The following is a 13,570-nucleotide window of genomic DNA, read 5'->3' as shown; positions in this document are numbered from 1 at the left end:
AATGTAGTGCCCTTATATTATCTATATTTTTGAAATTTATTATTGATTATAGCTGATATGTATGCTATATTATTCGAAAGAAAGGTAGGGCACTACATGGCATATATAAGAGAAAAATGGAAAAAGGGAAAACCTTATTATTACATTGTCGAAAGCCAACGGGATGGGACAAAAGTCAGACAGCGTATTCTTGAATATATTGGGACTGTTGACAATCTTAAAGAATACGCATTGAAAGGCTACAAAAGTATCCAGGCCTCTCAGGAACTTGCGTCCCATGGCGCGGAAGCTCAGTATGCCGAAAAGGAGCTGACCTTCAAGTGCTATGAGCATGGGGCCTGTATGGCAATGCTCTGGACAGCCCGACAAATCGGGATCGAGAAGATCTTGGATGAGACATTCCCACAAAAGACCATTAAGGGAATGAAACGGAGCACTGCCCTGCTCCTTTCCATGATCCACAGAGCCATCGAACCGGGGAGCAAACGGGAGTTTAGCTCCTGGGCAAATGGGACGAGTCTCCCTTACCATATGAAGTTCCATGCAGAGGACTTATCTTCCCAGGCATTCTGGGAGGCGATGGATGGCATTTCGCAGGAACAGATCAGCGCGGCATGGGAAAAGGTTATGGAGAGGCTCCTTGACTTATGTGGGATTGACATACCGTGCTTCCATCTGGACTATAGCAATTACTTTACTTACATTGATTCAAAAAATAACCGCTGCCTCATCTGCAAAAAGGGGCACAACAAACAGAAGAGGGACGACCTGAAACAGTTTTCACTTGCAGTACTTACCGCGGCCGAGCTCACCGTACCGCTGTTATGGGAAATCTATCCGGGAAACCGCAATGACACCGAGGAATTTGCGGCATTCACCAGCCATGTGCGGGAAGGGCTGGGCAAACTCTGTGGAGATCCCAGCGACGTGACCATTGTATTTGACGGCGGCAGCAACTCCCGTGAGAACCTCCAGAGCCTGGGGATGCATTTCATATGCGCGCATTCCCTTTCCGGGCTTAAGGATCTCTATGGCATAGATATCGCCGACTATGAAACGGTGACACTTGACAGTGGGGCCGAGAAAAAAATGTTCCGTATCGATGGACTGGAGTTTTCCGGGATGACGGGGACGGGGATACTGACGTACAGCCCTGCGTTGGAAGATGGGCAGAGGGCGCAGATGGAGAAAGACTTGCTCCTGGCAGCGGAAACGATGTCCAGCCTTCAGGAGAAGCTGGGGAACAAAAGGTCTGGTTTGTATAGAGAATTGAAGAGGAAGGAACGGGAAACCAGGAATGCGGCTCGTGAAGCAGAAGAATATAACCAGAAGATTGATGCGGATGAGGAAAAAGCCAATGCGGAGGGACGCCGCAGAAGAGGAAGGAAGAAAAAACACCTGGATGTGCCGGAGTGGGATGAGAAGAATGCGTTGGAAGAGATCGTGAGGTCGCACTTATATAAGAAGAAAGCCTATTTGAAAGAGTTCACGGAACTGACGCTGGAAAAAAGATCGGATGGCTGCTATAAGGCCACTTGGAAAGAGGACGCGGTAAAAAAGGCGGGTTACTGCAGGAAATTTTATGGTAAGAAACTGACGGTCACCGACCATAAGGATTGGACATCAAAAGAGATCCTGGAGGAATACAGCCGTCAGGAATGTATTGAAAACGGCATCTTCCGGGTGTCAAAGGACATTGACCACTTTAGTGTCCGTCCACAGCACCACTGGACGGACGATAAGATTCGGGTTCATGTGTTCATTTGCCTGACAGCCATAGTCATCGCCGAGATCATGAGGAAACATTTTGAAGAAAATGGGCATTATCTGACAAAAGGCGCGCTGCTGGACAGACTGGGTGAAGTGCATGACGGCTGGGTGTTTATAGGCAAAAAAAAAGCGGAACGTGTCATAGAGAAGGCAGACACGTTCCATCAGGAACTTTGGGAATGCGCAGTCAAACTGAAGCAGGGCCTGTTCCGGGAAAGGAATAAGATTATAGATTAAAACGTAATTGGGCACTACACGCATAAGAGACCGAACCCCTTATATTTCAAAGGTTTCGGACTCTTCCATTGTATCAATGTCGAAACTTCCGCTAAGGAGGCACTTCTGAAAAACGCGCATGCGAAAAGTGTTTTCCCTCTGGATGACGCGCTTGGGATTTCCAGGCTTCCTTTTAAAATGACCCCAGCACTTATGCTCCGATGTGCCTATTGGGCTCAAAACCAATGTTCATACCAAACTGCCGAGAATGTCATTCGGGATACTTATGGCATGGAAATCAATGATGATACGATTAGACATGTGACGAATTGCATAGGCCGGGTGATATTCGAGGAGGACTGCAGGAAGACGGATCGTCTGTTCCAAAAGCAGAAAAGCGGAATGCTGGATTTTAAAAATAACAAGAAAGGGATCCTTTATATCGAAGCGGACGGTGCCGCGCTGAATACAAGGCACAAAAATGAGGAGGGCTCGACATGGCGGGAGAATAAGCTTGGAGTCGTCTATTCCTCTGATCACATTTATTATTGGAAGAACAAAAAAGGGGAGCGCCAGCATCAGATAGAAAAAAGAGAGTATGTTTCCTATGTTGGAGCCGCGAGCGAGTTTGGCAGGCATCTCTACCGGTGCGCGGTTGAGAACGGTTACGGCAGCTATCAGGAAACGGTGGTTCTCAGTGATGGGGCGGCGTGGATTGCAAATATGGCGGAAGAACTGTTCCCTGATGCGCAGCACATTCTTGACCTGTACCATTTGAAAGAAAACGTGCGCGCTTTTTCCAAAATCAAGTTCGGAATGAAAGAAGACAAATACATTCCGTGGGCAGAAGAGATGTCTGACCTGCTTGAAAACGGGCTGACGGATCAGGCTCTAAGAAAATTGGATCCCGATGAAACCTATACGAATTGCGTCAATCTATACCACTACATTTCCATGCATAGAGGCCACATCAATTATCCCGAATATAAGGCGAAAGGATATTTCTGTGGAAGCGGTGCAATAGAAAGTGGAAACAAAATCGTTTTACAGAAACGACTAAAACAAGCTGGCATGCGGTGGGAACCGCGAACGGCTCAGTATCTTCTTACTTTGAAAACCAAATATGAAAGCGGACGATGGGAGCGGGATGTTGTTGATTTTATCAAAAGGCATCTCAGTTATTTAAAGCAGAATTGACGAAGGCATACGCATCAAAAAAGCGTATGCCTTTTCTTTATCAGAACCTAAAAACCAACAAAAATTATCTGCACCCTTTCTATTTTTCCTTCTTGACTTAAAGTCCACTTTAAGGTGTATGATAAAAAACAGATTGATATCCTGACAACATATGGTCGGCAAGCACAATTGGAAAAGGAGAGATGGATTATGATTTATAAGGAGTTTCAGAATTTAAAATTATCTGCTCTTGGCATGGGCGCCATGCGTCTGCCCACGATTGACGGAGATGATTCCAGGATTGACGAGGCGGCTTCTGAAAAAATGGTTGCCCGCGCCATGGAAAAGGGAATCAACTACTATGATACCGCATGGGGATATCACGGCGGACATTCGGAGCTTGTCATGGGAAAGCTTTTGAACAAATATCCCCGTGAGAGCTACTATCTTGCCACAAAGTTTCCCGGATACGACCTGGCAAACATGGACAAGGTGGAATCCATTTTTGAGCGTCAGCTTGAAAAATGCGGCGTATCCTATTTTGATTTTTACCTGTTCCACAATGTCTGCGAGATGAACATTGACGCTTATCTGGATCAGAAGTACGGCATCTTCGATTATCTGATGAAGCAGAAGGAAAACGGCCGAATCCGGCATCTAGGTTTTTCCGCCCACGGAAGCGTTGAAGTCATGAAGCGTTTTCTGGACGCTTATGGGAAGCATATGGAGTTCTGCCAGATCCAGATGAATTATCTGGACTGGACTTTCCAGGATGCCAAAGGAAAAGTGGAGCTGCTCCGTGAGCACCGCATCCCGGTCTGGGTGATGGAGCCGGTCCGCGGAGGAAAGCTTGCAGCGCTTCCGGAGGAACATGCCGCAAAGTTAAAAGCCCTCCGCCCGGAGGAAGGCATCCCGGCATGGTCGTTCCGTTTCCTGCAGTCCTTCCAGGATGTGACGGTGACGCTCTCCGGCATGTCCAACTTTGAACAGTTGGAGGATAATATCCGTACATACGAGGAAGACAAACCGTTAAATCAAGAAGAGATGGACACGCTGCTCGGTATTGCAGACGAGATGCTGGGCAAAAAGACGCTCCCCTGTACAGCGTGCCGCTATTGTGTGAGCCACTGCCCCCAGGAGCTGGATATCCCGTCCCTGCTTGCGCTGTATAATGAGCACTGCTTTACAGACGGCGGATTCATCGCACCCATGGCCCTGTCCTCCTACCAGAAGGAAAAGCTGCCCAGCGCATGCGTAGGCTGCAGAAGCTGTGAGGCCGTCTGTCCCCAGCAGATTCTGATTTCGGAAGCAATGTCTGATTTTACGGCGAAGCTGAATATGTAAAGAGGGTTACGCCGAAGTCTACCCTTATTAAAAGAAATGAGGATGTCGGGAAATACGGTTTACCCGCAATATATTGCTCTGTTGAACCAGCCAGGCAATATATTGGACAAACCGTATCGTTTTCCGACAACCTCATGATCTGAATAACAGCATTTATATTTGAAGTGAAACAAATAACTTCACATTGCTATTTCTACTTTCTTTCCGGCAAAAGCAATTCCATACTTCACAATATCATGAATCCCTCGGTCTAAAAGATCTGTATCATAATGCTTTGTATCAATCTGCCGTAATGCATCTTGAGCACGATCAGACAGTACCTCTTCCTCTTTTACTGCCTTAAACTCCATAATAATTCCCGGTAAAGAACGAATCTTCGGTTCCAGCACAAGATCAAATCTTCCATCTCCAGATTCCCTGTTTGAGCGAATATAATATCTGGAAGACATACCCGCAGCAAGCCCCAACATCATACCATGATAGAAACCTTCCGCGGCTCCGTCAAAACAACTGATACAGGTAATCATATATTTACAAAGAAACTCCTGGAGCTTTTTCCCGTCATTCAGATAGAGTGCCTTCTCAAGACCAGCCATCACATTGCCGTCCACAGTTCCCCTGAGCCAGGAAAGAATCTCTGTATTATATACTCTAAGAATCTCCTTATTCGGCAGCGCCAGTTCCATAAAGGTTCCAAATTCCGTTTCAACTGCATTACTCACAGGCTTCAAATATCCTGCAATCAGGAGAAAGCTGAAAATCGTATCCGTTCCATCTGTGATTCTTGGATAAATCACGTCCATATTTAACGATGCCTGTACCGTCCGTCCCTGCATCAAAGAAAACAGATTCTCAGCAATATCCGGGGTGAGGGAAGTCATAATTTCTCGGATAATCTCATTGTCACTGGTATTGGTCCAGTAAGGTTTTGCCTGACAATGATTATAAAAGTAATTTGCTACAGACCATGGATTAAAGATTTCTGTGTTTCCAAAACGATATCCATCGTACCAGTCACATAATTCTTCCAATTTATCCTGTTGTCCATAATAAGCTGCCATCTCTTTTACTTCGCCCTCGGTAAATCCAAAATACTTACTATATTTCTCATCCAAAACCGAATTGACAATCGGATTATTGAGTCCACTAAACAGATTCTCTTTTGAAACGCGAAGAATACCTGTAAGAACACCAAATGCAAGAGAAGGATTATCCTTTAACCCTCCTGACATGAAATTTCTCATAAAGGTTATCACTTCATTATAGAAATTTAGGGTATGTCCCTGTTGAATCGGCGTATCATATTCATCGATCAAAACAACAACTTTAGACTGATGATGCTTTTCGAGCATGCGTCCCAGATTCAGAAGTGCTCTGGTATACTCAACCGCATTCAGTCGATCAGACTGCATTCTCAACAGATAGTCCTTTTCCACAGGGTTAAGGCTGGTGCTTGTAAAGAGTTCATCATGTCTCATGTATTCATCGCGAATAACATTTTTGATTGCTTCAAATGTACTTGCCCAATCCGCAAATTTTGCGTCTTTAAAGGTAAGCGAAATCACTGGGAAAGTACCTTGAAGCTTCTGATACTTCTCGCCGCAGGACCAAATCTTTTTATCTCTGAAATAAACGGAGGTATCTTCTTCAGCCTTTTCAAAAAAGCTCTTGAGCATATCAATGGCCAGGGTTTTACCAAATCTTCTCGGTCTTGTAAACAGGATTACCGGTACCTGATCATCGATCAGATCACGAATCAGAAGTGTTTTATCAACATAGTAACTGTTTTTTACTACATCCATGTATGATGTATTTCCGACCGCACAGGAAAGCATTCCTTCTTTTCCTTTTCCAGAGTTTATATTTCCCCGATAAGCAAACACGGATTCTTCCGGAATCTTCCAATTGCGTCCCTCTTTTCGAGCACCCTCAAATGTCTGTTTATTACATAGCCCCACTACTCTTCTGGTTGATAATTTCAAAATTTTGGCGGCTTCTTTTGTTGAAATACATCTGAAATCGGTCATGCCATCACTCCTTTTCGGAAACAGTACAGCATTTTTCGGAATTTACTGCATTCATTATACCTGACTTTCATCCGCTTTGCACTCTTTTTTTTATTTTGGAATACTTTTAAGCCAGAAACTTACCCTTCTTTTTCCACAATCTCCATCAGCGATACACTTTTCAGATACCGTTTCAGCAAAAAGCAGCAGAAGTACGGAAACGTAAATATTTTTCTGCTGTATCCGATATTCCCCATTACCAATTTGATTCCATATTTGATATCCGGATACCTGTCACTGGCGATCAGCGTCTGCAGGGACTTTGCTCTTCCGTTCACCGCCTTTACTTCCAGAGGAATCAATTCCGAACTTGTCCGTATAAAAAAATCCTCCTCCAGAGTGGAATTTTCTTTCTTAAAATAGTACAGCCCGTATCCGCTTTTGGAAAGCGCTTCTGCTGCCACATTTTCATACAAAGCGCCTTTATACACCCCCAGATTTTTATTTTCCCGAAGGTCGTCCTGCGCTTCCTCATCCAGCATTGCCACCAGCAATCCGCTGTCGGCAAAATACAGCTTCAGTTTTGTATCATCATAATTCCCTTTCAGCGGCAGTTCCGGAAAATGCAGGCAATAACAGGTATTCACGACCCCCGCGTCCTTAAGCCATTCGATACAGCCCCGGTAATCCTTGAATCTCGCGCCGGATGCCACCTTTGAAATCTGGAACTTCTTATTGTCTCGGGCCAACTGTACCGGGATATAGCTGAACACATTGAGAATCCTGGTTTGATCCATCCCCTCCGCATATTTCCGGATATCTTCCTCATAATCTGCAAGGAGCTGCCTCTGTGTCTGCAGCGAACCCTCAAAAGTGCCCTTTTCAATATAATCACGAATCACTGCAGGCATACCGCCGAGGATACAATAGTCGATGAACAGTTCCGAACAGATCTTCATCATGACTTCTGAAAATGCTTTCAGCTTTTTCATATGATCCAGCATATCCTCCACAAAATCATCCCCATATCCTCTGGCCCACAAAAATTCTTCGAAATCCAGCGAACGCATTTCATAGTCCTGCTTATATCCCACACTGTTGCTTTCAATTCTTCTGTAATTAATCCCCAGAAGGGAACCGCTGCATATCACATCATATTTTCCGTCCATGGAAAAAAATTTCAGCGCCGTTGTAATCTCCGGAAAATCCTGCAGTTCGTCAAAAAACAGCAACGTGCTTCCCGGTTCAAAATGCTTATCCGGATCCAGCCGTGAAATATTTTTGATCATATTTTGTACCCCATAGCCGTCTGAGGTGATCATTTTATATTTCGGTTCTTCCACAAAATTGATCTCTACAACGTGCTTATAATTTTCTTCTGCAAACTTCCGAATGGATTCCGTCTTTCCAATCTGCCTGGCGCCCTTCACAATCAGGGGTCTTCTATGTTCATCCTGTTTCCATTCCTTCAAATACACATCTATTTTTCTCTGCAGATACATCCTCTCACCTCAATTTTCCCGGTACATCATAACTGCCCTCTTCACTGATCTATGGCAGTTATTTTCGACGTACCTGTTATAATCGAATCATCTTTCTTCCTATCATAACATTTTATGAGGGAATTACAATATACATTTCGCAAAAAAATGAGGGAATTTTCGACATATTACAACATTTTATGAGGGAATCGCAATTGATATATCACAAAACATGAAGGAGTTTTTGTTAATATCCTACAAAAACATGTGGGAATCATCGTTTATATACAGCAAAAACATGAAGGAATTTTCGTTGATAGAATGCAAAACATGTAGGATTATCGTTCACACATTGCAAAACATGAGCCAGTTACAGACAGCACGCCGCAAAATCATGACTCAATAACGATAAAACAACGCAAAACGATACCCTAGTACAGCATTGCGTAATTAACGGTGAATTCTGCACCTGCTATTTCTGCCAGTTCTGCGTTGTCGTCAATCAACGATGCCACCGCATCGCCTCTTTCCTCCGCCTTGTCCTGACAAAAGTATCAGACACATTATTCACCATTATATACGCAATGCTGTACTAGACATCGGATCACCACCTCTGAATACATCTTAATATGAAACTCTGTCCCCACCCCTTCCTCGCTGCTCACGCTGACCGTTCCATTCTGCAGCAGGATCATCTGCCGGGACATGGCAAGTCCGATTCCCACGCTGTCGCCGGATTGATTTCCCGCCTTATAAAACCGGTCGAAAATATACGGAAGGTGTTCCCTGGCGATGCCTTCGCCGTTGTCCCTGATTACGATATTTGTGGCAAGATTGTTCTGGTTTGCAAAGACCCATACCTTCCCGCCCGGCTGCGTATGCTCAATACAGTTTTTCACAATATTGGAAACCGCCTCCGCCGTCCAGTGCTCGTCACAAATCAGCCGGATATCCCCATCCGCCTCCACTGACAGCTCCACCTCCTTTAGCTCCGCCAGGATTTCAAAGGGCTGGCAGGATTTCAGGAGCAGTTCCCGGAGCGGCACATCCTGCTTCTTCAATTTCAGCATATTGGCGTCCATCTGGGACAGCGTCAGCAGATTCCGGATCAGCCATGTGATCCGGTTCACCTGTGAATCAATCTTATCAATAAATTCCGCCCTCTTCTCCTCGTCCAGGTTCGGATTTTTCAGCAGATCCGTCATGATTGTAATGGATGTCAGGGGCGTCTTGATCTGATGGGAGATATCCGAAAGCATCTGCGCAAGGTACTCCTTTTCCTTAAGCGCCCCCGCGGATTTCTCCTGATTCTGGACAACCAGCTTATAGAGCTCGCTCTGCAGCACGCCGAGCTGCCCTTCGCTGTATTTCGTCATCTCTGGAAGCTCCGGGTTGTCCTGCAGCTTCATCAGATACAGGATCAGTTCCTCCAGCTTTTTTTCTCTCCTGTACCGTGCCCTGATGGAAAAGAAGCACAAGGCCGCACAGCACAGCAAGCCCAAAAAGGCAGTATGAGAACCGCCTGACAAAATAACCATATACGCTGAAAATCCCAGAACGATCCACTGCATTACTATCTCCATAACCCGTCTCCTGTGTCTGCAGTCAAATCGATAAAACTGCATCCCGTTTTTGACCCTCGCGGCAGTCACCAAATATCCATACAGGCATGGCTACCTGTCTCGCTGCTTCGCGGGAATTAAAATCCGCTGTTTTCCGGCTCACTCCATCCGATACCCGATTCCACGCACGGTCCGGATGATCTGCCCATCCGCCGTATCACCCAGCTTCTTCCGCAGCCGTTTCATATACACGCTCAATGTATTATCATTTACAAAATCCCCTGCCTCATCCCAGATGCCTTCCAGAATCTGGCTCCGGGAAAGGGTCTGGCCCCGGTGGTTGAGAAAGATCAGAAGAAGCTTGTATTCCATGGCCGTGAGAATGATCTCTTCCTTGTCCGAGTAGACCCTGCCTGTCTGCAGATTGACCTGGTTTTTGCCTACCTGGACGATCTGTTCCAGACCTCCGCCCTGTGCGGAGATCCTTCTTAAAATCGCCTTCATCCTGGCCAGCAGTTCCCGGATTCGGAAGGGCTTACAGATATAGTCGTCCGCCCCCTGCTCCAGGGCCATCACCGTGTGCACCTCATCCTCACAGGCCGTCAGAAAGAGGATCGGAGCGCTGCTATTTCTCCGGATCTCCCGGCAGACCTGGTATCCGTCCCCGTCCGGCAGCATGATATCCAACAGATAAAATCCAATATCCCGGCAGTTTTGAATCTGCTCCAGTGCCTCCGATACCCCCGCCGCGGAAAGTACCTCATAGTTTTCCTGCAGCAGCGCAAACTTCAATCCTTCCCTGATAATCTCATCATCTTCCACAATCAGAACCTTCATTCCTTCTCCTCCTCACACCCCCCTCCCTGCGCATATTCTCGTACAGCTCCTCCTGCCGTTCCCTGCCAAAGCCATACAGTGTAAGCCCTGTCAGAACCGCTCCTACCACCAGGGCAGCTCCCGCAATCCAGAGCCAGGGGGTGGGAAGCTCCAGATTCCCGAAGATCATCACCAGTCCGAACCGGACGCAGGCAATCAGCATTCCGGAAAATACTCCTGCCAGCAGCAGCGCCCACAGGAAAATCCCCGTACATTCGTACAGCAGCATTTTTTTCATCTGCCCTGACGCCATGCCCACCGATCTCAGCACCGCAAGCTCCTGCCGGCTCTCCAGCCGCCAGCCACGGATCGAATTAAACAGATTCAGCAGACAGATCACCGATGTCAGCACAATGAAACTGAACAGCATCACATCCACGATACCGGAAACCGCATTTGCCATGGTGGACTGATACTCGGTCTCCAGGATGCCGAACCTGGCGTCGTCCTGTTCACTGGCCCGCTGCAGACGGTCGATTATATCCGTAGGCTTTCCGTTCATCCGAATGAGCAGCATCTCATCCATCATACTGCTGTCCGCTCCTTCTGCTCTGAGAATATCTGCCATCCTGCTGCCGGCCGCCTCATTTACAATCAGCCACATATAATTGTTATTCTTAAACTCCACATAATCCTGCAGTTGGTTTGTTTTTGCAAATCCCGCAATCTCAACAGGCATCTCCACCTCTTTCTCCTCGTCCGGAGAATACAGACTGACAGGCACCATATCCCCTTCCTTCATGTCCGTCATCCTGGAAATACGGAACATACGGTACTTCTCCGGAGACATCCCATCAATCATGAAGCTGGATGTAGACACGGCTCCCGTGCTCAGCACAATAGCGGATGTCTGTTCCGGGTCCAGCAGCCTGTCAGCATCTGCCCCGATTTTTCCGGCCATATCCCGCATGGTATCCATATCTACGGAAAGGATATTCACCGGCATGCTGGTGCCTCCTCTAAAACCATGTTCCTCCCGGAACTCTTCCTCCGAAAGTTCTCTGTGATAGTACAGGTTAAAAACACCGTGAAGCGCGTCCCAGTATTCCGCTCCATAGGCCTCAACAGGTACCTGGCCCGCAAGCATGCCGTCTCTCCATTTTGCGGTATATTCTACGCCCGCATCCTTCTCGATTTCCTCTTTCAGCGCTTCAAATTTGGATTCACCGGCATAAAGGACATAATCATACCGCTCCGTATTGAGAGACATTTCCTCCTCTCCCATTTTCACGCGGATGATCCTGTGGACGGCATCAGATCCGAATATGGTCACAGTCAGAACCACCATAAAAACCGCCGCCGCAGATCCTACGGAACGAACTTTTTTGTTCCGCCGGAGCAGCATACTTTTTGCCAGCATCCCCTCCGCGCCGAACATATGGATAAATGAAGCCTGCGTCTGATACTGCCTGCTCTTTTTCCAAATATTTCCACGGATGCATTCCACCGGGCCGATCTTTCCGATCTTTCTTGCAGGAAGCCATGCCGAAATCAGTACGGTTACCGTGCTGGCCAGGATCACGGCCGCCAGATTTTCCCAGGAGATCCGGATCACGGCCGGATCAATCGTCACCAGGCTGCTGATTCTCAGGAAGGAACCTATGAACGGGCGGAATGCCGCCATTGCCAGCCGGATCACGCCGATCCCCAGCAGGACGCCGGTGGGCAGGGCGAATACCAGCAGGAAAAACGCTTCATAAAAGATGCTGCTTCTCTTCTGCCTTCCGGTGGCCCCGATGGAGCAAAGCATCCCCAGGTATCTGCTCCGTTCCTGAAAGGACATATTAAATACATTATATATCAAAATCACTGAAGCCGCCATAATCAAAACCACAAAAAATACCGTCATAAACTTTACAACCAGATTTAATGTTGTATCCGAGGTACTCGCGGTAAATGCCAGCACATAATCATTGACGTCAATCTCATAACCGCCGGCCCCGGCAGCTCTCAGCAGCCCGAGTATATCCTGATCCGGATTGTTCTCTACATCCAGAATCAGGGACAGGTTGAAGGTTTCCAGCGCTGCGGCCTGGCTGTCCTCCAGCAGTGTGATGGCCGTATAGCCCGCCGCCCCCATCTGCTCATACGCAGGCGGCTCGATGATTCCTACTACCTGGTAAGTTCCCTTTTGTCCCGTATATGTCCGGTTTTCCCGGAAGTCCTCGTTTTCTCCCCAATAAGGGAACTCTTCCGGCACGTCTTTTGTCTCCCCATATTTTATTGTAATGTTCTGGAATGGGAATACGGTTTCTTTTATTTCAGAATTAATCCCGGTGATCGAGCGTTCAAAAAGCTCCGCTTCTACCAGATCCCCTACGGCAATGTCTGAGCCGTCCTCCGCCGCGCTTTTGCTTACAATGATCTCCCGGGAGTTCTCCGGCAGACGCCCTTCGCTGAGCTTAATGTTCATCCAGTCAAAGCAGGGCACTGAATACGCCTTCAGGTTGAGATATGGCCGTTCCGGATTGGCCGATGCCCCGAACAAGGTACTGCCGAGGGCGGCAGACAGGGCAGTTTCCTTCACATTCGGCATTTCCCGCACTTCTTCATACTCCTCAGAGGTAATGCCGTACATGCTCACATGCCACTTTCCGTTCTTTAAAGACGCCACATCCTGCAGGTAGTAAATGCCCGTATCCCTTCCCACAAACACGCAGGTCATCAGCAGCACCATAAATACGATTCCCGCAAATGTAGTGAACGTCCGCCCTTTATTCTGTTTCATATACTGTCTGGTCACATAAAATACAATGTTCTTTTTCACCGCCTGTCACCTCCCGACATCCGTATCCGTTCATCCCGGGTGATACGGCCGTCCTCAATGCTGATCATCCGGTCTGCCTGCAGCGCAATGCTTTCATCATGGGTGATCAAAAGTAGGGTTTGCTTCTGGTTTTGGTTGGATTCTTTCAAAAGCCGGATGATCTCCGCCCCGTTTTTCCGATCCAGATTTCCGGTAGGCTCGTCCGTAATCTGTACCCCATCCCCCTCATGCCTTGAAAACACTGGCTTCAACGGCATACACATTTGTGTGCTGTGTACCTTCTCTCGAAGTTCCTAAAACTCCCCAAAAGACGGGCGCTACCCTGCCGGATAACGCCCCATCTGCTGTTCTCTATCTTCAACAGAACCACAG

The 13,570-nt window shown here is 47.2% G+C and carries 8 protein-coding genes and 1 pseudogene; 3 read left to right on the top strand and 6 right to left on the bottom strand.

All coding sequences use genetic code 11. The features are described from left to right. Window positions 1-96 precede the first annotated feature (96 nt). The 3 genes from ACTOY7_RS13470 to ACTOY7_RS13460 all read left to right on the top strand — a co-directional run bounded on the left by ACTOY7_RS13470 (window position 97) and on the right by ACTOY7_RS13460 (window position 4,506). Window positions 97-2,007 (top strand): IS1634 family transposase, encoded by a 1,911-nt coding sequence (locus ACTOY7_RS13470; protein ID WP_482672692.1) that lies wholly within the window; start codon window positions 97-99, stop codon window positions 2,005-2,007. Window positions 2,008-2,013: 6 nt separating this feature from the next. Next, entirely contained in the window at window positions 2,014-3,183 is a 1,170-nt protein-coding gene (locus ACTOY7_RS13465) for an ISKra4 family transposase (RefSeq protein WP_482672693.1), read from the top strand. Between the two features lie 189 nt (window positions 3,184-3,372). Beyond that, window positions 3,373-4,506 carry an aldo/keto reductase gene (locus ACTOY7_RS13460; RefSeq protein ID WP_300885760.1) on the top strand — a complete coding sequence of 378 codons (1,134 nt, stop codon included), beginning with the start codon at window positions 3,373-3,375 and terminating at the stop codon, window positions 4,504-4,506. A gap of 179 nt (window positions 4,507-4,685) precedes the next feature. Here ACTOY7_RS13460 and ACTOY7_RS13455 read toward each other — a convergent pair whose 3' ends face one another. The 6 genes and pseudogenes from ACTOY7_RS13455 to ACTOY7_RS13430 form a co-directional block, all read right to left on the bottom strand. After that, entirely contained in the window at window positions 4,686-6,533 is a 1,848-nt protein-coding gene (locus ACTOY7_RS13455) for an AAA family ATPase (RefSeq protein ID WP_482672691.1), read from the bottom strand. 119 nt (window positions 6,534-6,652) lie between these two features. Continuing rightward, window positions 6,653-8,014, bottom strand: a complete 1,362-nt coding sequence (locus ACTOY7_RS13450; RefSeq protein WP_482671526.1) for an ATP-binding protein — start codon at window positions 8,012-8,014, stop codon at window positions 6,653-6,655. A gap of 542 nt (window positions 8,015-8,556) precedes the next feature. Beyond that, the gene (locus tag ACTOY7_RS13445) at window positions 8,557-9,576 is read right to left on the bottom strand and encodes a sensor histidine kinase (protein WP_482671527.1); all 1,020 of its coding nucleotides are present in this window, start codon (window positions 9,574-9,576) and stop codon (window positions 8,557-8,559) included. Between the two features lie 138 nt (window positions 9,577-9,714). Then, complete coding sequence (locus ACTOY7_RS13440) at window positions 9,715-10,392, bottom strand: response regulator transcription factor (protein WP_160281988.1); 678 nt, start codon at window positions 10,390-10,392, stop codon at window positions 9,715-9,717. Beyond that, window positions 10,367-13,198: an ABC transporter permease gene (locus ACTOY7_RS13435; RefSeq protein ID WP_482671528.1), complete on the bottom strand. Its 2,832-nt coding sequence runs from the start codon at window positions 13,196-13,198 to the stop codon at window positions 10,367-10,369. The genes ACTOY7_RS13440 and ACTOY7_RS13435 overlap by 26 nt, the downstream gene beginning before the upstream one ends. Further along, window positions 13,195-13,413: pseudogene (locus ACTOY7_RS13430) on the bottom strand (ABC transporter ATP-binding protein); the annotation flags it as partial. The pseudogene ACTOY7_RS13430 and the gene ACTOY7_RS13435, both read right to left, overlap by 4 nt. Between the last annotated feature and the right edge of the window lie 157 nt (window positions 13,414-13,570).

The sequence above is a fragment of the Schaedlerella sp. genome, from assembly GCF_056796775.1.
This window is presented reverse-complemented; position numbering and strand designations above follow the sequence as displayed.